The sequence below is a fragment of the Adlercreutzia mucosicola DSM 19490 genome (assembly GCF_000422625.1).
Taxonomy (GTDB): Bacteria; Actinomycetota; Coriobacteriia; order Coriobacteriales; family Eggerthellaceae; genus Adlercreutzia; species Adlercreutzia mucosicola.
In genome coordinates this window covers 1-20,221 of record NZ_AUGK01000004.1, presented here as the reverse complement: position 1 = coordinate 20,221, position 20,221 = coordinate 1, and the positions used below count along the sequence as shown (strand labels likewise).

The 20,221-nt window shown below is 66.2% G+C and carries 15 protein-coding genes; 3 read left to right on the top strand and 12 right to left on the bottom strand.

Annotated elements, in window-relative coordinates:
- Positions 1–14: 14 nt before the first annotated feature.
- On the top strand, positions 15–647 hold the full coding sequence (locus G503_RS0101615) for a TatD family nuclease-associated radical SAM protein (protein ID WP_202805148.1): 633 nt from the start codon (positions 15–17) through the stop codon (positions 645–647).
- A 77-nt stretch (positions 648–724) separates the two neighbouring features.
- Here G503_RS0101615 and G503_RS0101610 read toward each other — a convergent pair whose 3' ends face one another.
- The 10 genes from G503_RS0101610 to G503_RS15415 all read right to left on the bottom strand — a co-directional run bounded on the left by G503_RS0101610 (position 725) and on the right by G503_RS15415 (position 15,695).
- Positions 725–3,997, bottom strand: coding sequence for an ABC transporter permease (locus tag G503_RS0101610; RefSeq protein ID WP_028026200.1), 3,273 nt, complete (start codon positions 3,995–3,997; stop codon positions 725–727).
- 109 nt (positions 3,998–4,106) lie between these two features.
- A complete protein-coding gene (locus tag G503_RS0101605; RefSeq protein WP_028026199.1) occupies positions 4,107–4,808 on the bottom strand; it encodes an ABC transporter ATP-binding protein in 702 nt (233 codons plus the stop codon).
- 192 nt (positions 4,809–5,000) lie between these two features.
- On the bottom strand, positions 5,001–5,297 hold the full coding sequence (locus G503_RS0101600) for a nucleotidyltransferase domain-containing protein (RefSeq protein WP_028026198.1): 297 nt from the start codon (positions 5,295–5,297) through the stop codon (positions 5,001–5,003).
- Positions 5,298–5,361: 64 nt separating this feature from the next.
- On the bottom strand, positions 5,362–6,081 hold the full coding sequence (locus G503_RS0101595; RefSeq protein ID WP_156891872.1) for a GNAT family N-acetyltransferase: 720 nt from the start codon (positions 6,079–6,081) through the stop codon (positions 5,362–5,364).
- Between the two features lie 540 nt (positions 6,082–6,621).
- Positions 6,622–8,175 carry a cellulase family glycosylhydrolase gene (locus G503_RS15425; RefSeq protein ID WP_051190822.1) on the bottom strand — a complete coding sequence of 518 codons (1,554 nt, stop codon included), beginning with the start codon at positions 8,173–8,175 and terminating at the stop codon, positions 6,622–6,624.
- A gap of 82 nt (positions 8,176–8,257) precedes the next feature.
- A complete protein-coding gene (gene rsmA, locus G503_RS13150) occupies positions 8,258–9,310 on the bottom strand; it encodes a 16S rRNA (adenine(1518)-N(6)/adenine(1519)-N(6))-dimethyltransferase RsmA (protein WP_235715466.1) in 1,053 nt (350 codons plus the stop codon).
- Positions 9,294–10,250 carry a flavodoxin family protein gene (locus tag G503_RS16625; RefSeq protein WP_051190821.1) on the bottom strand — a complete coding sequence of 319 codons (957 nt, stop codon included), beginning with the start codon at positions 10,248–10,250 and terminating at the stop codon, positions 9,294–9,296. The genes rsmA and G503_RS16625 overlap by 17 nt, the downstream gene beginning before the upstream one ends.
- Positions 10,243–11,244, bottom strand: coding sequence for a TatD family hydrolase (locus tag G503_RS13140; RefSeq protein ID WP_202805147.1), 1,002 nt, complete (start codon positions 11,242–11,244; stop codon positions 10,243–10,245). The genes G503_RS16625 and G503_RS13140 overlap by 8 nt, the downstream gene beginning before the upstream one ends.
- A 39-nt stretch (positions 11,245–11,283) precedes the next feature.
- Positions 11,284–12,861, bottom strand: coding sequence for a methionine--tRNA ligase (gene metG, locus G503_RS0101565; protein ID WP_028026195.1), 1,578 nt, complete (start codon positions 12,859–12,861; stop codon positions 11,284–11,286).
- A gap of 98 nt (positions 12,862–12,959) precedes the next feature.
- Positions 12,960–15,695, bottom strand: a complete 2,736-nt coding sequence (locus G503_RS15415; RefSeq protein WP_051190820.1) for a hybrid sensor histidine kinase/response regulator — start codon at positions 15,693–15,695, stop codon at positions 12,960–12,962.
- Between the two features lie 342 nt (positions 15,696–16,037).
- Between G503_RS15415 and G503_RS15410 the strand changes: the two genes are divergently transcribed.
- Positions 16,038–16,925, top strand: a complete 888-nt coding sequence (locus G503_RS15410) for a sortase domain-containing protein (RefSeq protein WP_028026194.1) — start codon at positions 16,038–16,040, stop codon at positions 16,923–16,925.
- 213 nt (positions 16,926–17,138) lie between these two features.
- On the opposite strand, the gene nifU is transcribed toward G503_RS15410, so the two are convergent.
- Complete coding sequence (nifU, locus tag G503_RS0101550; protein WP_321194131.1) at positions 17,139–17,600, bottom strand: Fe-S cluster assembly scaffold protein NifU; 462 nt, start codon at positions 17,598–17,600, stop codon at positions 17,139–17,141.
- Between the two features lie 64 nt (positions 17,601–17,664).
- Positions 17,665–18,891 (bottom strand): cysteine desulfurase NifS, encoded by a 1,227-nt coding sequence (gene nifS, locus G503_RS13125; RefSeq protein WP_051190819.1) that lies wholly within the window; start codon positions 18,889–18,891, stop codon positions 17,665–17,667.
- A gap of 152 nt (positions 18,892–19,043) precedes the next feature.
- On the opposite strand from nifS, the gene G503_RS0101540 reads away from it, so the two are divergent.
- Positions 19,044–19,439 carry an RrF2 family transcriptional regulator gene (locus G503_RS0101540; protein WP_028026192.1) on the top strand — a complete coding sequence of 132 codons (396 nt, stop codon included), beginning with the start codon at positions 19,044–19,046 and terminating at the stop codon, positions 19,437–19,439.
- The last annotated feature ends 782 nt before the right edge of the window (positions 19,440–20,221 follow it).

The window sequence follows — 20,221 nt, the reverse complement described above, 5'->3', positions numbered from 1 at the left end:
AAGGAGACACAGCTATGACACGCGCCATGACCATGCTGTACGAGGTGTATGACGGCCTGTACGTGAACCTGACGAACCGCTGCTCGTGCCGCTGCACATTCTGCCTGCGCAGCCAGGGCGAGGGCGTGTGCGGATCGGACAGCCTGTGGCTTGAACGCGAGCCCACGTTCGAGGAAGTGCGCGACGAGTTCGCGAAGTTCGATATGAGCCGCTACGACGAAGTGGTCTTCTGCGGCTTCGGCGAGCCCACCGAGGCCTGGGAGGCGCTGAAGCAGGTGGCCGCCTATGTGAAGGAGACCTACGGGCTGCCCGTGCGCGTGAACACCAACGGCCAGGGCTCGCTCATTAACGGGCGTGACATCGCGCCGGAGTTCGCGGGGCTGGTGGACGCAGTGTCCATCTCGCTGAACACGCCGAATCCCGTCCGCTACGCCGAGCTCACGCGCAGCCGATTCGGCGCGGAGGCCTTCCCCGCCATGCTGGATTTCGCCCGTGAGGTCCGCCGCTATGTGCCCGACGTGACCATGACCACCGTGGAAACCACCCTCACCCCCGAAGAAGAGGCCGCCTGCCGGGCCATCTGCGACGAGCTGGGCGTGACCTACCGCATCCGTCGGTGGGTCGAGCAGGGCAAGATCACGAAGTAAGGGGGCCACCTCGGTCGCGGGCGGGCTAAAGCCCGCCCCTACAGGGTCGCCCCCTCAATTGTGGGGCGCCCGTCCCTCTACTCGTTGGACTTCAAACTCTCCACCATATCGATCTTGGCCAGCTTGGGACGCATGACCAGCATGACGATAGCGGTGAACACCATGGTCAGGGCGAAGGCGATTCCGTAGCTGGGCCAGTGAATCGTGCGGCCGAACATCACCTGGTCCACCTCGGCCGTGACCACCACGAAACTCTCCAGCACCACGCCGAGCCCCAGGCCCACCACGGCTCCCAGTATCGTCAGCAGCACGATCTCGCGGAAGATGTAGGCATTCACCTCGTGGGGCGTGAATCCCAGCACCTTCAGCGTGGCGATCTCGCGCGCTCGCTCGGTAATGTTGATGTTCGTGAGGTTGTACAGCACGATGAACGCAAGCGCCGCCGCGGCCACCACGAGCACCACCACGACCATGTTCACCGACCGCAGCATCTGCTTGTAGGAGGCGATGATCTCGTCGTTGTAGGCCACCGTGTCCACCGCGCCCGTGGCCCGCAGGGCATCGCTTAAAGCCTGGCGCTGCCCCTCATCGCTTGTGGCCTGGGCGTACACCGTCAGGTTCGTCGGCTCCTTCCCGAAGACGCGCTCGAAGGTGGCCGGGGTCATGAAGGCGTAGTCGCCGATGTAGTTCTCGATGATGCCCGCCACGGGCACCTCGAAGGTCTTCGCCGTGGCATTGCCCAAATCGTCCTGCTCGGCAAAGGTGAGCGTGCCCCCCACCGCAAGGCCCAACTTCGATGCCAGCTTCTCGGTGATCACGGCACCGTCGTTGGTCAGCGGTACCGTTTCGTGGCCAGTGCGCGTGCGGAAGGTCCACAGGCCCTCGAAGGCCAGCGAATCGTCGGGGGCCACGATGGTGGTCATGGCCTCGGTGCCGTCGGCGCCCTGGGCGATCATCGATTCCTCGGTGGCCCGCACGCTCACGGGCAGCACGGCCTTGTCATCCATGAGCGCGGCGGCCTCGGCCCGCTCCGACTCGGTGGCGCCGTCCTTCTCGGAGATGACCACGTTGTAGTCCACCAGCTCGCCGTACTGCACGTCGATGATGTCGTTGATGGAGTTCTGCAGCCCCAGGCCCGTCAGCAGCAGGGCCGTGCAGCCGGCGATGCCCACGCAGGTCATGAACAGGCGGCGCTTGTAGCGGAAGATGTTGCGGAAGGTGACCTTCCACGAGAACGACAGGCGCCGCCACACCGGCCCGATGCGCTCCAAGAGGATGCGCTTGCCGGCCTTCGGCGCCGGCGGCCGCATCAGCGCCGCAGGGCTCTCCCGCAGGGTGGCCGCGGCGGCGGCCCAGGTGGCCAGAAGCGTGATGCCCACGCCGAAGCCGGCCGCGGCGGCCGCGATGCCGGCGTCTACGGGCATGGCGCCGCGGGGCACGTAGTACACAATGGAGTAAGCCTCCATGATCACCCAGGGCAGCACCTGCGACAGCACGGCGATGCCCACCACGCTGCCCACACCCGCGGCCAGGGCGGCGTACAGCAGGTACTTCGACGTGATGCGCCCGCGCGAGTAGCCCAGAGCCTTGAAGGTGCCGATGAGCATGCGCTCTTCCTCTACCATGCGCGTCATGGTGGTCAGGGCCACGAGGGCGGCCACCAAGAAGAAGATGAAGGGGAAAAACGATGCGATGGCATCGATGCGCTCGGTGTCGTTCTCGAAGCTGACCAGCCCGAAGTTCTTGGCGCGGTCCATGACGAGCCAGTCGGGCGGCTCGATGTCGTTGATCTTCTCCTGGGCCTCGGCCAGCTCGCGCTCGGCGGCGTCCAGCTGTTCGTTGGCCTCGGTAGCCGCCACGTCGTAGTCGGCCACGCCCTGCTCGTACTCGGCACGGCCCGCTTCCAGGTCGGCCTTGGCCTGCTCGTACTCAGCACGGCCCTCTTCCAGGCGCTTCTTACCCTCTTCGATGTCCAGCTTGGCCGTGTCCAGCTGGCGCTGGGCGACGGCGAGGTACTCATCGGCGCGGGCGCGCTCGGTGGCCATGCTCTGCTTGGCCTCGTCCAGAGCCACCGCGGCCTGCTCGATATCGGCAATGGCCGCTTCCAGCTCGGTCTTCTGGGCTTCGAGTTGCGCGCGCTGGTCGGCGGGCAGGCCGGGATTCGCGAGCGCCGCCGTCACCTGGGCCAGGGATTCCTGCAAACCGGGCAGGGCCGCCTGAGCCTCGGCCAGGTTGGCCTCGTTGGCGTCGATGGCGACCTGGGCCTCGGCGAACTGGGTCTCGGTCTCGGCGCGACGGTTCTTCAGCTCCTCGCCGCCCTGGATGTACTCTTTCTCGCCGTCTTTGATCTTGCGCTCGCTCTGGCCCAACGTGGCCGCAGCGGCATCCAGCTTGCGCTGCCCCTCGTCAAGCTCGGCCTTCGCCTCGTCCAGCTGAGCGCGGGCGTCGCCCAGCTCGGTCTGGGCCCTCAGCTCTTCGTTCTCGTATTCTATGCGGGCCTTGTCCAGCTCGACCTGGGCCTCGGCCTGCAGGCCGACCACGCGCGCCTCCTCGCGCTCGGGAGCGATGGCCTCGATGGCGTCCACCACTTCCCCGACGCGCTGCTCGTAGGCCGCGCTGTCGGCCGGCAGCTCGGCGGCTCCGTCCACGGTGAGGTAGGCCTCCACGTAGGGCAAATCGGGACTGAAGTCCTCGGGCAGCACGTACATGAACTGCTGGATGGTGCCCGACCCGATGGTAGTGGTGCCCATGGCGGTGGAGCTGACGTAGAGCGGCGAATGCACGCGCCCCACAATGGTGAACTCGGTGCGTGACAGCGTGTCGTCCACGTCGCCCACCGTCGTATCCACGGTGATGGTGTCGCCCAGGGCAGCCGGCCCGCTCATCACCTTGTCGTTGAACACGACGCACTCCCCCGGCGCCTCGGGCCAGCGGCCCTCCACCAGATCGAGCCGGTTGAGGTAGTCGCCGTCGTCGGAGACGATGGCCGCCCCGTCGCCCTTCTGGCTTGCAGCCGCGGTAGCGGGCAGGGAATGGACGCGCATCACGTACTGGTCGCCGTTCAAGCTGGCCAGCACATCGGCCGAGTAGGCGGCCATCACGTGGGCCACGCCATCCACCTGGCGCAACGCCTCGATGTCCTCGTCGGTAAGGCCCAGGGTGGACACCACGCGGATGTCCATGAGCGAGGTGCCGTCGTAGTAGGCGTCGGCGGCCATCTTCATGTCGGGAGCCGTCATGCGCAGGCCCGCGTAGAAACCCGTGCCCAGGGCCACGATGGCGGCAATGGCGATAAAGCGACCGAGCGAGTGACGGATCGACCGCGCAATATCCTTGTTGAAGGCCTTCATCGGCGCACCGCCCTCGGCGTAAGGCGAGCGCGAACGAAGCTTTCGGTCCCACGGGCAGCACCGCTGGCGCGGACGGCGCAAACGCCGCCGGCGCGAATGGCGCGAACCCCTACCATTCCAGCACCTCGGCGGACAGGGGCGCCTCGTTGATCTCCACAGCGGCCACCGACCCCTCGCGCACGTGGATGACGCGGTCGGCGATGGCGCAGAACGCGGAATTGTGCGTGACCACCACCACAGTGCGGCCCGTCTCGCGACAGGTGTCCTGCAAAAGCTTCAGAATGGCCTTGCCCGTCTCGTAGTCCAGAGCACCCGTGGGCTCGTCGCACAACAGCAGCTTGGGATTCTTCGCCAAGGCGCGGGCGATGGCCACGCGCTGCTGCTCGCCGCCCGATAACTGCCCGGGGAAATTGCGCACGCGCGCCTCGAGGCCCACGGCGGCTAGCACCTCGTCGGCGGGCAGGGGGTTCTTGCAGATCTGCGAGGCCAGTTCCACGTTCTCGCGGGCCGACAGATTCGACACCAGATTGTAGAACTGGAAGACAAAGCCGATGTCATAGCGGCGGTACTTCGTCAGCTGCTTGCGGGAAAACGAGCTGACCTCGGCACCGTCGAGCAGAATAGTGCCCGACGTGCAGCTATCCATGCCGCCGAGCATATTCAGAAGCGTGGTCTTGCCGGCGCCCGACGGCCCCACGATCACCACGAACTCGCCCTGTTCGATCTGGAAGCTCATGTCGCGCACTGCGGCCACTTCCACCTCGCCCATCTGGTACACCTTGCTTACATCGCGAAACTCCACGAACGACATAACGCCTCGCATTCCCCGCCGATAGATATCTCTTCCACGATACACGAGAACCTCAGCTCGGTCACCCCACGGCCCCCGAATCCCGCAGAAAAGCCCCGCAGGGCGGGGGCGGTCCTGAACGGAGCGGAACGGGCCTCAGCCACGGACACCGATTCGCCGGCCCGGGCGAGCACGACAAGATGGCTGGCGAAATTATCGTACTTCTTCGTAGCTGAGCCGCCCTTCCCGCGCAACGGTCTCGCGCAATTCCTGCTGAACGGAGCCGTCGAGATCCACGAAGTCGAATGAAGGCAAGGTGGGGACATTTTCTTCCACATCAAGCGCGAAACGCACCTGATCGCCGCCCGACAAGGCCAGGTCGATATCGCTTTTCGGCCGTTGTTCCCCGCGAGCTCGCGAGCCGAACAACGTAACGGCGCGCAACCCGCACCGCTGAGCGCTCAAACGAATCGCCTCGATCACCGCTGGATGCATGCCCGTCTGTTCCACACCACCCCGAAAGCAGGCGAGCGATCGCCCGCGGAGCCCGGGCAACAGGGCGACGGTTAAATCCCTAACCGAGGGCGGCTTGGGCCTGGGCGAGGATTTCGGCTACCGCGACGGTCTCCAGCTGGGCAAAGGGGGTCACCGGGGCCGGGGTGCCCTCGAAGGAGCCAAGGGGTTTGTGGAGCCAGGCGACATCGTGCCAGGCACCGTGCTTGAAGCCAGCGCAGGTTTGAGTGCCCATGGCGGTGAAGCCCCGCTTCTCGTGGAGGCGCAGGCTGGCCTCGTTGGGTACGGTGATGAGGCTGTAGGCCGTGCGCACCCCCTGCAGCGCCAGCAGATCCAACAGCGCCCGCAACAGGACGCTGCCCCAACCGCGGCCGGTGCAGGCGGGGGCGAAGTAGATGGACACTTCGGCGTTCCACGCAAAGGCCGCGCGCTCGCCGATGCGATGGGCATAGGCGTAGCCGAGAATGACGCCAGCCTCCTCCACCACCAGATAGGGATAGTCGCCGATGATATCCTCCATGCGCACGGTGAACGCCGGCAGCGAAGGCACCGTCGTTTCGAAGGTGATGACCGTGTCCTCGATATAGGGCGCGTATACCGCGAGCACCCCCGCCGCATCGGCCACCGTCGCCAACCGCACCCGCGGCCCCGCCGCGCCGGCCGCTGCCGGAGATGCCGGCGCGGCAGGCATCGCTAAGGGAGCTTGCTCAACGCCCACCCCGGCGTTTTCTGACTGCTCAAACGACATTGCCGATGCGATCAAGCCAGTGTTTCGGTCCACGACCCTCCCCTTCCCGTTGAATTGGCCCCATTATGCTAGCACGACACGTAACGCATGGGCTGCGCCTTGGCCCCTCTCGCATCCTTTCCGCACTTTATCGGAGCCGCTGGCACTGCGGTAGCACCGAAGAAGCAATCACCTCGGAGCGCATCCCCGCAAGCGGAGAACCCGATATCAAATCGCGACGCGAGCCGCCGCATCGTCAAGCCGCCGCACCAACAAGCCACCGCATCGTCAAGCCGCCGCCCTGACATGCCCATGCAGCGCCGGACTCGCCGCGCAGAACCCATCGCGCCTGTGCCCATCATTTCGCCCCACTTCAAAAAAATGTCTTTGAAAGTGGCGCTGGATTGCGAAAAGTATGCAGCGCTCGTCCGAAATTCCCGATACTTTTCTCGCTCGAATGCCTCCACCAGGGAAAACAGTTCCAACCCGTACAACAAATGGCACTGAATTGCGGAAAGTATACGCACCCCGCCAATTTTTCGAAATCCAGCGCCACTTTCGGCGACTTCCATGGGAAAGCAGCGGGCAGCGACTCTACAGATCCACGACGGCGAGATTGGCGGGGCCGCTGACGATGAAGCCGACGTTGCGCACATAGGCGCCGGCGGCCACCTTGCCGTTATTCGCATCGCTGGCCACGGTCAGCTCGTTGGCATCGGCGGTCGCCTGGCAGTTCCAGCTATCTTCCAGCAGCAGATCGGCGCTGAAGGGGATGGTGACCGACCAGGCCTCGGTGCCGGCGCCGTAGTTGTTGCCCACCATCTCGTACTTGAAGAAGGTGCGGCCGTCCTGCTCCCAAGTATCGGTCACGTTCAGCTGCCACTGGATGGTGTCCTCGGCGAAGGCCATCATGGCCGAGTCCTTGGTGTTGGGCTTCTTGTCGGCGCGGGCCAGCTGCACTTCCTTGCGGTCGAAGCCAGGACCGCGCAGGGTATCCACGAGCCACAGGCCCTCTTCGCTCAGATCGTCCAGGGAAAACTCACTCGTCTTCGCCACATCGGGTTTGAACAGGGCCGACTTCTCGCTCTTATTGGAAAGGTTCCAGCAGATGTAGCTGACGTTCAGCTCGTCCATAAGGCGCACCCAGGCATCGGCCGAGTCGTAGTCGATGGCACCGTCGCCGGATGCCTCGCAGATGCCGAACTCGGACACGAACACCGGCAGGCCGCCTTCCACGGCCGTACGCAGGCGGTTGCGCAGGTCGTCTTGGTGGGTGGCCGCGTAGAAGTGCATGGCGTACATAACGTTGGGGTCGGCCAGGGGATCGGCCGCGGCGGGCTCCACGTCCTGGGACCAGGTGGGCGTGCCCACGATGATAACGGCATCGGGATCGTTGGCGCGAATGATGGGGATGACGGTTTCGGCATAGGACTTGATGTCGGCCCAGGTGGTAGCGCCGTTAGGCTCGTTGCAGATCTCGTAGATCACATTGTCGTAGCCAGCCAGGTCGCGCGAGACAATGGCGAAGAAGTCGGAGGCTACCCATTCATTGGTCCAGGGATTAGTGTCCGAAAGCGTGTGCCAGTCCACCACCGCGTACATGTCGGCGGCGGTGGCGTACTCCACACCTCGCATCACCAGATCGCGCAGCTTGCTGCGCTCCCCGTCGGTGGCGTAGCCGCCCGATTCGGCCGAGTACAGGGCCAGGCGCACCACGTTGGCGCCCCAGTCCTCGCGCAGCTCGGTGAACAGCGGCTGATTCACGTACTGGGGAAACCACGCCAAGCCGTGGGTGGATACCCCGCGCAACTGCACGGGGTTGCCCGCGGCATCCACCAGCTGCGAGCCCTGCACCGCAAGCGCGCCGTTGGCCGACGGCGTGGCCAGAGGCCGTGCGGGCTCTTCGGACGCCTCCTCGGCCTCGGACTCGGGCTCGGGGGTCGTCGCGGGCTTCTCGGCCTCGGGCTTGGGCTGCTGGGGGCGCGTGGGCTCGTTCTCCACGGCCATGCCGGCGCCGTAATCGGGCGCCGCGGACTGGCTCGTCGACACAATGGCGAGGCCCACGCCGGCCGCCGCGAGGGCCGCCAAGATCAGGCCTGCGATCACCAGGCGCTTCGCGCGTCCCTTCTTCCCTGCTTGCGCGGCCATAGGCACCGCCCTTCTCTATAGGGGCCGCACTGATGCGGAGGCGGCCCCGTGGCCCGAAGCACTGCGGGCGCTTCGGCTGCGTTTAGTTGAGCCTGACATTGTATACCATGGCGTCGCTGGCGAGAAGCGCGGCGCCCAAGCTGAGAAATTCCTGCTGGCTGAGGGTTTCGCCGCGACGCTTCGGATCGACGGCCGCCGCCTCGAACAGCGCAGGCAGTTGGGTCGCCGCAGCGGGGCCGTCGACAGCCAGCGGGGCCGAGGCGCCGGAAGCATGGGGCGCAGCCGCGGCGGGGCACGTCTCGGCCGGCAGGGCCAGCGCGATGGTGCCGCGACCGGTGAAGAACGTCTTGCAGGAGTTCGCCAAGGTCTTGCGGCGGTTGGCGAAAGCGGCATCGGCCATAAGGCCCGCGGCGGCAATAACGGCCGGGGATGCGGGGCTGCCGTCGGCCATCAGCGGCACGCGGCGGTTCAGGCGGATGACCGCGGAATCCACGCGCGGCGGCGGGAAGAAGTTGCCCGGCCCCACGGTGAAGCGTCCCGCGGGCTCGGCGTACAGGCCGAGCTTCACGGTGTAGGCACCGTAGTTCTTCGTACCGCGCTCGGCGGCCATGCGGTCGGCCACCTCCTTCTGCACCATGACGGTGGCGGAATCCACGAAGGGGAACTGCTGGAAGTAGTCGAGCACCACGGTGGCAGCCACAGCGTAGGGCAGATTCGACACAAGCTTGTTCGGCCAGGGCGCGGCCATATCGGCGGCGACCAGATCGAGGGCGTCCTTCTCGATAAGGGCGAAGCGATCGCGCCAGGGATGCAGTGTGTCGGCCAGTACGGCGGGCAGATCGGGATCGCGCTCGACGGCCACGACACGAGCGGCGTGTTTGAGAAGCGCGATGGTCAGAGTGCCGATGCCGGGGCCCACTTCCAGGATGCGGTCGGCCTCGCCCACCTCGGCCAGGGCGACGATCTTTTTCAGCACATCGTCGTTCACGAGAAAGTTCTGGCCCAGGGTGTACTTGGTGCCGATGCCGTGGGCCTCCAGCACGAGCCGCGTGGCGCTGGGGGTGGAAAGGGGCGAGAGGCGCCCGTCGTCGCCGGCGCGGCCCTCGGGAGCAGATCCGCTAGCGATGGCCGCCACGGCCGTTACCCTTCTTCTTGGCGTTCTTCTTGCCGTAGGCGGGGCCGCCCTTGCCTCCCGACTTGCGGTTGTTGCGGGAATGGGCCTTGCGACCCTGGGCGCGACCAGTGCCGTTACCGTCGGCCGAGATGGCGTTCTGCGGGGAGGGGACTTGGCTGACCGAGAGCTTGGCGCGGGATGTGGATCGATTGGCGTCGGCGTCGTCCCAAGCGTCGTCCCAAGCGTCGTCCCGGGCGGCGTCAACATCATCCCCGTCGTCGGCATCGGCCCCATCGCCAGCGGCATCCTCGTCGGCGTCTTCCCGGGCCAGGGCGCCGAAACCACCTATGGGGGGCAAGGGATATTCCTCAGCTTCGGCGGTGATCTCGCCGTTGGCGCGGATCTTCCCCACCCAGTCGAGTACCAGCTCCACGGTGAAGCCCGCGACCGACAGGGCCGAGCGCAGGGTGCCGATGAGCGGCTCGAAGCCGTGGGGGTCGCCGCCCGCGCCCACCACATGGATGACCGCAGGGCGCTTCGGACGCGTGCGCAGGTCGGTGTAGTAGTAGGGCTGCAAGCGGTCGAGCAGGGCCTTCATCTGGGCCGGCACGCCGGCGAAGTACACCGGGCACACCACGATCAGCTCGTCGGCCGCATCCAGGTGCTTGCGCACCTCGTTCATGTCATCGTCGATGACGCAGGGATGGAACAGCGCGCCGGATTCCACCACGGTCTCGCAGGGCAGCAGCGGATCACCCTCCTGGAACACGTGGATGGGCTCGTCGGCCTCATCGCGGCACTGGTCGCATCCCGTGCAGGGCTGGATAGGCGTGCTCGCCACCGACACGATGGACACGCCGTCGTCGGGGCACTCCTCGATGCAGGCGTTGAACAGCTCGTCGGCCAGAGCGGCGCTGCGACCGTCGACACGACACGAGCCGTGCAGGATGACTCTATGCATGGGCCCTCTCTTCTGATTCCGAGGCGGCGGACAGCTGCCAGGCCGTGGGCTCGCGGTTGAGCAGCCCCGTGGCATTGGCGTACAGCTGGGTCAGCAGCGCGCGGCGCTCATCGGCCGTGGCAGCGCCTAGCACGTCGCAGAGCACGTCGGCCGTCCAGACCACGTGGGCCGGCCCGCACAGGGCGCCGCGCAGGGGCTCGGGCGTCATGTAGGGCGCGTCAGTTTCCGTGAGCAGGCGGTCGATCGGCACCGCGCGCGCCGCCTCGCGCACCTCGTCGGCCTTCTTGAAGGTGAGCGGACCGCCGAAGGCGATGTAGCAGCCGGCCTCCACCCAGCGGGCCACCTCGGCCGCGTCCAGGTTGAAGCAGTGCAGCAGGGTCCCCGCCTCGGGAAAGCCCTCCTCGGACAAGATGGCGAACCCGTCGTCGTGGGCCTCGCGCATGTGCAGGCAGACCGGCAGCCCCGCGGCCTTCGCCAGGCGCAGCTGGGTGCGGAACACCTCGCGCTGCACCTCGCGCGGCGACAGGTCGTAGTGGTAGTCGAGCCCGATCTCGCCCACGGCGCTGACGCGGCGGTCGGCCAGGCGCGCCACCAGAGCCGCCTCCAGCTCGGGCGTGAACATGCTCGCGTTGTGCGGATGCACGCCCGCAGCGATGCGCACCCGGGGCAGAGCCACCACGCAGCCGTGCACGTCCTCGCCCGGCTCGCTCGTGATGCGGCGCAAATCGCCGGCCGCTTCCATCAGCCAACCCGGCAGCGCGCCGAAGGTGGCGAAACCGTCGTCGGCGGGATCCACGATGGCCTCCACAAAGCCCACGTGGTGCGCGCCGGCCCGGGCCAGCGACAGGGCCGGGTCGCGCATCATCTGGAGATGCGCGTGGGTGTCGGCCACGGGCCCCTCCATCACCGGCGCCTCCACGGCGCACCACTGTCCGTGCTTCCGCTTCTGATAGAACGTCGCATCCTCGAATAAGGGCTCTTCTTCACTCATCATGTTTCCTCTAGCTGACTTCGGCGAATAGGGCTGCAACCGCTACAGTTCGGGAAGGTTGTCAACGTCCAGGCGCGGGAACAGCGGCTCCCCCACTTCCACGGCGTTGCCGGCGGGCAGAAGGCCCCAGGCCGTCTCGTCCTGGATATCGGTAACGGCCAGGATGTCCCCCAGACCCAGGCGGCAAAACACCTCGGCCGAGGTGTTGGGCATGAACGGCGCCATGTACAGCGCGATGATGCGGATGGCCTCCAGACAGTTGTACAGCACACCGGCCAGCTCGTCGGCACGCGCGGGATCTTTGGCCAAAGCCCACGGGGCGCTTTCCTCCACGTAGAGGTTCACGCGGCTCGCGAGCTTCTGCACGGCCGCGGCCGCCCCGGTGAAGTCCACCTCGGCCATGCAGGCGTCATAGTCCGCGTACAGCGTATCGGCGATCTCGCGCAGGGGGTTCTCGGCCGCGGCGGCCGGCGCCTCGGGCACGCGGCCCTCGAAGTACTTCGTGGTCATGTTGGTCACGCGAGAAACCAGGTTGCCCCAGGTGTTGGCCAGATCGGCGTTGTACACCTGCACCATGCGCTCCATGGAAATGGAGCCGTCGTGGCCGAACTGCACGTCGCTCATAAAGTAGTAGCGGTAGGCGTCCACGCCGAAGACCTTCACCAGATCGGCGGGCATAAGCCCGTTGCCCTTGGACTTCGACATCTTCTCGCCCTTGGTGAGCAGGAAACCGTGGCCGAACACCGTGTGGGTGATGGGCATGCCGGCGGCCATGAGCATGGCCGGCCAGATCACGCAGTGGAAGCGCGTGATGTCCTTGCCCACGAAGTGGTACTGGATGGGCCAGCGACGGTCGAACTCGCCGGCGCGCTCAGCGTCGCCGTAGCCATTGCCGGTAAGGTACGCGAGGAGCGCATCGGCCCACACGTAGAACACGTGGCCCTCATCCCACGGCACGGGAATGCCCCAGTCGAAGCTGGAACGGGAGATGGACAGGTCGTTCAGGCCGCCCTTCACGAAGGAGACGATCTCGTTTCGGCGCGTGACGGGGCGGATGAAGTCGGGGTGCTCGTCGTAGAAGGCCAGCAGGCGGTCCTGGAACTCGGACAGCTTGAAGAACCAGTTCTCCTCGCCGGAGGCCTCGTAGCGCACCGGGCGCTTGCAGTCGGGGCAGACGAACTCGCCCTCGTCGTTCTTCTCCAGGTCGCTCTCGGCGTAGTAGGTCTCCTCGTGGACGCAGTACCAGCCCTCATAGGCGCTCTTGTACAGCCAGCCGGCATCGTGCAGGGCGCTCCAGAACTTCTGCACCGCGCGGGTCTGGCGGTCCTCGGTGGTGCGGACGAAGTCGGTGTAGTCGATATTCAGCGTCTTCCACGCGTCGGTGAAGGCCGGGGCCAAAGAATCGCACCAAGCCTGGGGGGTCATGGCGTTCTTCTCGGCGGTCTCGGCGATCTTCTGGCCGTGCTCGTCGGTGCCGGTGACAAACGACACGTCGTAGCCGTTCATGCGCTGGTAGCGCGCGATGGTGTCGGCCGCCACCGTGGTGTAGGCGGTGCCCAGGTGGGGCGCGGCGTTGATGTAGTAGATGGGCGTGGTGACGCCGAAGGTTCCCTTAGCCATGAGGAATCGGTGCTCCTATCCGGAAGACGGGCGGCCAATGACGCCGCCGCTTCCCTCGAATATACGTGCTGGCTATCTTAACACTGGGAAGGGGCGCGCTACCCGAGGATTCCGCGCAGGGTGGCGGCCAGATCCTTAATGCTGATGGGCTTGGAAAGGTGGTCGTCGGCCCCGGCGCGCTTCGATTCCAGCACGTCCTCGGCAAAGGCGTTGGCCGACAGCACCACCACAGGCAGATCGCGCAGGTCGGCGCGCTCGCTCGCGCGGATGCAGCGCGTGGCCTCCAGGCCGTTCATCACCGGCATCTGGATGTCCATGAGCACCACGGCGAAGTGGCCGGGCTCGGCGGCCTCCAACATAGCCAGGGCCTCCTGGCCGTCGAAGGCGCATTCTACGGTCATGCCGAGGGATTCCAGCAAAGCGGCGGCGATCTCGCTGTTCAGCTCGTTGTCTTCCACCAGCAGAGCGCAGGCACCGGGCAGCGGGTCGGCGGCGGGGGCGGGAACACCTTCGGAAGCCGGCACCTCGGCAGCCGCAACGTCGGCGGCACCGGGGGCGCCAGGGGCACCGGGGGCACCGGCAGAAACGCCCCCGCCAGCGGAAGCCTCCGCAGCGACCGCACCGTCTGCGGGCCCCGCCGCCACCGACGGCGCGCCCGCCTTGGCGGCGTCCTGCGCATCCGCGCGCTCCACATGGGTCACGTTCCCCTTCCGCGCCGAGGTTCCGTGGCGCAGATTCAAATGCACGGTGAAGGTAGTGCCGCGCCCCGGCTCGCTTTCCACATCGATAGTGCCGCTCATGAGCGATACGACGCTCTGCACGATGGACAGGCCCAAGCCGGTGCCCTCCACGTGCTCGGTGCGCGAATCGTGCTCGCGGGTGAATGGCTCGAAGACGTGCTCGACGAAGGCCGGATCCATACCGCAGCCGGTGTCGGAGAAGATGAACTCGTAGTCGCTGCAGCCCTCGATGCGCACCGGATGCTCGATGAGGCGCAGCGTGATGGAGCCACCGGTCGACGTGAACTTCACGGCGTTGCCCAGCATGTTCGTGAAAATCTGCTGAAGGCGCAGGGCATCGGACTGCACGATGGGATGGATCAGGTGCCGCACGTCCACCGCGAAGCGGAGGCCGGACTCCTCACAGCACTGGGCGAACATAGTCTCCATCTCGTCCACCAGCGCGCGCAGATCCACCATGCCCATGTTCAGCACCAAACGGCCGTTCTCGATCATGGACAGATCGAGCACCTCGTTGATCAGCCCCAGCAGATGGTTGCTCGACAAGGTGATCTTCGCCAGGCAGTCGTCCACGCGCTCCCAGTCGCGCCCGCTCATGCGCGCCAGCTCGGTCATACCGATGATGGCGTTCATGGGGGTGCGGATATCGTGGCTCATGCGCGAGAGGAAGTCGCTCTTGGCGTTGTTGGCGGCGATGGCGGCGCGATAGGAGTCCTCCATAGCCTGCTGCAACTGCTTCTCGCGGGTCTTCATCACCGTGACGTCTTGGGTGGTATACACCACGCGCGCCGGCGTGCCGTCATCGTTGCGCTCCACGCAGATGAGGTTGATGTCCTCCCATTTCAGCTCGCCGCAGCGGTTGAGGCGGTACTCGAAGCCGAGGTTGTCCACGCCGGGGACCATGGCCGCGGCAACGGCTTCGCGGCTGAACTGCTCGGCCACCTCGCGCTTGGCGTCCTCGCCCACCACGAGCCGCGTCAGGCGCGTCACCATCTCGTCGTAGCTGCCCTCCAGGTTGTAGGGGTCGCCCGGCGTCACCGGGCCGCTCATGTAGCGGAAGCGGTCCTGATTGAAGTCGATGAGCACGAGCCGCTCGGTCAGCTTGCCCACACCGGTCTGCACGTCGATGCGGTCCTTCATGGACAGCGCCAGGCGGCGGTGGCGGCGGTTGTTGAAGACGATGATGCCCACAATGACCACCATGAAGACGAGCACGATAATGAACAGCGCGCTCCAACCACCCTCGTTGGCGGCGTTGATCATCTGCTCGGTGGCCGGCGCGGGGAAGGTCTCCAGCACCATCCAGTCCAGGCCAGGCACGCTCTTCAGACAGGCCGAGCCCACGCCGGCGGCGGTGTCGTAGGTGAAGGTGAGGCCCTCGCGAGTTTCGAAGGCCCGCTCCAGCTGGCGGCCACCGGAGCCTCCGCCCTGAAGGGCGGCCTCCTCGAGCAGATTCTTGCCCGTGAACCGACCGTCGGAAGCGGCGATCACCTCGCCGTCGTACAGACAGAGCAGCACATGGGATTCATAGCCGAAGAAGCTGTTCTGCAGAAGCTCCGTGAGGCGCTCCTCGTTGTAGTGGGCCAGCAGCAGACCGGTAATGGGCCCGTCGGCGCCATCGCGCACCGGCGCGTAGAAGTACACGAGATTCTCGTGGGTGAGCCGGGTGTTGAGCACGCACTCGATGCCCGACTGGCCGGCCATGGCATTCTGGTAATAGGCGCGATCGCTCACATCCACCGGGTCACGGCCGGGAGAATGCTGCATACCGTCGGCGTCGACGAAGTCGATGGTGTCGAAGGGGGCGATCTCGCTCACGCTGAGCAGCCATTCCTCGCTCGTAGCCGCCGCAGCCGCATCCGACGAGGAAGATGCCAAAGCGGCGATGGTCTCGATGTCGCGCTGGGTATTGCCCATGAAGGTGGACACCAGCTTAGCCGTTTGGTCGGTGGCATCGGACACGTACTGGCTCGACTGGGACACGATGCGGTTGGAAGTTTGCTGCATGAACATGGAGAACGTAATGATCACGGCCACGAACACGACGACGAAGGCCGCCACCGACAGCCAGTACTTCCTGCCTTCGTCCTCCATACGCACCCCCTCGGGCCGCTCGTCTCCATCGCTTCCATGATACGGGATGAAGGTCCCCGTCGCGGTTACAAGTTGAAACCACACTGACTTTGCGCAGGCTCCAAGGGAAATTTTGAAGCGCCGGGCTCTCAATTTAGGAAATTTATACGAATCTCATGCGAATATTGAACGGTTATACCACGAGTTTGCAGAGAAATAAATACGAATTATGTGCGAATCATTGTTTACTTTTTCACGACGGGGCAGTATGATGCGAACAAATATTCGATATAGTGCAAAAGCGAAGGTCACACGACCCTTTCCTTTGTGCGCTCTTCGCCCGCACTGCTGAGAGGAGAAGTCATGAGAGCACCCCGCATTGTCATCCTCGCCGTCGTTCTGGGCAGCGCCCTCGCCCTCGGCGCCACCGCCGCCGAGGCCAGCCACCAATCCCCTGGAGAACCATGCGCCCCAGCCGCAGCCGCCTCCCCTTCCGACGATCGAGAAGAGGCCGGGCGAGGCGCCGGTCTCATCGCGCCTCCGGCTCTCGGTCCCGCGCTCTCGCATCAGGATGCGGGCGGCCACCCGCCAATCCGCAACGCTAAGCGGGCCACCGCCCCCGATGCCCCCGATACCCACCAGGCCCCAGAACCCGCGCTACCAGCCGCAGAAGCCGCGCACCGGGCTGCCAGCGACACCTCAGGCGGCAAGCCCTCCCCCGCCGATGCCGCTGCTGACCACGGCCCCACCGCGCCTTGCGAGACCGTGACAGAGCAGGAGCAGCCGGTCGACAGCGCGCCGGAGGCGGCCGCCGAAGGCACGCCAGCGCCAGCGCCCGACCCTGCACCGGCGCCGGCGCCCGACCCCGCGCCGCCTGCATCCAGCCCGCGCACGCTGTACATCGGCGGGGCCGCCATTCCCTACCGCGACGTGCGCGGGGGCACCACTCCCGATGCGGGCGCCGGGCTCTGGCTCGGCTCCGACGACACCGCCGACGGCAGCTGGGGCTACTTCGTCGGCCACAACCCCGGACCCTTCGCCCCCGTGAAAACCCTCGGCTGCGGCAGCACCATCACATTGTGCGACGCAGCGGGCGCGACGCGCACCTACATCGTGCGCGACGTATTCACCATCGAGACCACGGCCACCTGGAAAACCATCGCCGGGCGCGTGACCGGCTATGGGGAATCCCTCGTTCTGCAAACCTGCACCGGCGACGGCGCCACCAACACCATCGTCGTGGCCGCCTGAGAACACAGCGACCGCCCCCGAGGGGACGGCCGCTTGGAAGAGCCACAGGGGTGGCGAGCATCGGCCCGAGGGCCGCAAGGGGGAGGGCACGCCACCCCGGCACCAACGGACACCTTCGCTGCGGCGTCTTCCGCGAGCTCGGCGTCTGCCTTGCCGTTCGCGCCACCAGGCCCCCAAGGCCCGCGGCGTCAGGCTTCGGCGCCATCGTCGATGCTAGTCCTCGTCTTCTACCAGGTCGTGATGGTGGTCGTGCTCGCCGATATCGGTCACCGGCTTCTCCAGGCCCTCGATGACGAGGTTGTTCTTCTCGGCGTAGTCCCACAGCGCCGCGTGGATGGCCTCCTCGGCCAGAAGCGAGCAGTGCACCTTCACCGGCGGCAGGCCGTCCAAGGCATCCATCACGGCCTTGTTGGTCACCTCCAGAGCCTCTTGCACGGTCTTGCCCTTCACGAGCACCGTGGCCATGGAGCTGGTGGCGATGGCGGCCCCGCAGCCGAAGGTCTTGAACTTCGCGTCCTGGATGACGTTGTTCTCGTCGATGTCCAGGTACACGCGCATGATGTCGCCGCACACGGCGTTGCCCACGGTGCCGCAGCCGCTCGCGTTCTCGATCTCGCCCACGTTCTGGGGGTTGGTGAAGTGCTCCATCACCTTATCGGAGTAGTTCATTGCCATGGTTGTTCCTCATTTCGTTCAAAGGGTCGTCGTTGAAAAAAAGGGGGGGTTCGCGCCGTCCGGGCTAGTTCGCGTAGGGGAAGCCGTCGGCCTTGAGGCGCTCGATGACCGAGGCCACCTTGCCGTGCTGGAAGTCCTCGTACAGGGGGCTCATCATGCGCAGGTTCGCCAGGGTGGTCTTCAGGGAATCGATGGCGAAATCCACATCCTCCCGCGTGGTGTCGCGGCCGATGGTCATGCGCAGGCTGCCGTGGGCGATCTCGTGGGGCAGGCCGATGGCCAGAAGCACGTGGCTCGGATCCAGCGAGCCGGAGGTGCAGGCGCTCCCCGACGACACGCAGATGCCGCGGGCCGCCAGCTGCAACAGCATGCCCTCGCCCTCGATGAACTCGAAGGAGAAGTTCACGTTGTTGGCCAGGCGGCTCTCCCAACTGCCGTTCAACTTCGCCGAGGGAATCTCGTCCAGAATGCGGCGGATGGCGTGATCGCGCAGGGCCAGCAGCCGGTCGTGCTCGGCCGTCATGTCAGCCGCAGCCAGCTCGGCCGCCCTCGCGAAGCCCACGATGCCGGGCACGTTCTCGGTGCTTCCGCGCCGCCCGCGCTCCTGCTGGCCGCCGTCGATGAAGTTTTCCACCTTTACGCCCTTGCGGATGTAGAGCAGGCCTACGCCCTTGGGCCCGTAGATCTTGTGAGACGAGGCGGACAGCATATCGATGCCCATCTCCTTCACGTCGATGGGCTCGTGGCCGAAGGCCTGCACCGCATCGGTGTGGAAGACCACGCCGTGCTCGTGGGCGATGGCGGCCAACGCGGCAATGGGCTCGATGGTGCCGATCTCGTTGTTGGCGAACATGATGGAGGCCAAAATGGTGTCGGGGCGGATGGCCGCGGCGAAGTCCTCGGGGCGCACGAGGCCGTGCTCGTCCACGGGCAGATAGGTCACCTCGAAGCCCTCCTTTTCCAGGGCCTCGCAGGTGTGCAGCACCGCGTGGTGCTCGATGGCACTCGTGATGAGATGCTTGCCCTTGCCGGCGTTCGCGCGGGCGAAGCCTTTGATGGCCCAGTTGTCGGCCTCGGTGCCGCCGCTCGTGAAGTACACCTCGCGAGGCGCGGCGCCGATGAGGGCGGCCAAGGTCTCGCGAGCGGCGGCCACGGCGTCGGCGGCCTCCTGGCCGAGCGGGTAGATGGAAGAGGGGTTGCCGAACTGCTCGGTGAAGTACGGCAGCATGGCCTCCACCACCTCGGGGCGCACCGGCGTGGTTGAGGCGTGGTCAAGGTAGATCTGCTTCATGGGGCTCACGGTTCCTCGTTTTCTTTGCGATGGGGCCCTCGGTGCCGCTCGCTCCTCCGAGGGCCCCGCAGCCGTCCCATCTAAGTCTAGTAGTTTGCTAGGTTTTAATATAAACTGGAAAATGAGAATGTCAAGGAGAGAATGGTGGCCCTGTGAAGATATCAACGAAAACTCGCTACGGCATGCGCGCCATGCTCGATCTGGCCTCGCGCTACGAAGAGGGCTGCACGCCGCTGAAGGATGTGGCCGAGCGCCAGGGGCTTTCCAAGAAGTATCTGGAACAGGTGGTGGCGCCCTTGGCCGCGGCCGGCCTGCTCACCGTCACCCGCGGCTACCAGGGCGGCTACCAGCTGTCGCGACCGCCCGCGCAGATCACCCTGGCCGATGTCATCGCCGCCTCGGAAGACGGCCTCGACCTGATGACCTGCACCAGCGACCTACTCGCCTGCGAGCGCGCCGACGCCTGCCCGAGCCGGCTTGTGTGGGGCGGCCTCCAAAACGCCGTGAACACCTACCTGGAAAGCAAGACCCTCGCCGACATGATCTGAACCCCCGCTTACGGCACCCGTAGGGGCACGATGCTAGTTGCGGGAGGGCTGAAGCCCTCCCCTACGGAACATCTCCGGCAGACCCACCAGCCGGCCACCGCTTGCAGCCCGCCCGTAGGGGCGGCCTTCAGGCCGCCCGCGGTAATGGCCGCAGGCGCTCGTTTTTCGAAATTCGTTATCACGTATCACCCAGCGGGGAGCCTCCCTCGATCCGAAACAAGGCCGCCAATCCCGTTGCGTCTTGCGCGAGAGAGACGTTAGGAGTATATTCGGGCTGTTTTCGCGCCGGAAAGGCGCTCGAGAGAAGGAGAACCACCATGAGAGAGAGGCGACAGGGGTCGCTTCTGCGCCTCGGCCTGGCGGCCGCGCTCGCCTGCGGGATGGCTCCCGCGGCGGCCTTCGCCACCCCGGAGGCCCAAATCACAGAGACCCCCCCCCCATCGAGTTTTCTGAGCCGGTAGCCGACGCTATCGACCCCGGCGAGACCACCCCGGCCGAGGGCGATCCGGCCGCCTCTCCCCCCTCTCAATCTCCCAGCGCCCCCGACGGCGCTACCGATTCCGGTTCCGCAATCGGCTCCGACCCCCAAGCCAATCCCACGGCCGATCCCGCAGGGACGGTCTCCCGGCCGGGCCCCAACGCCGCCCCGGCCGGCTCTCCCGCCGGCGCGCCCGATCCCGTGGCCCGAGCCGTCCTGGCGGCGGACCTCCCCCTGACGCCCGCCCCTGCGCCCGGCGCGGCGGCGCCTCTCGCCCAGGCGCCCTCCAATGCCTTCGAGCTGG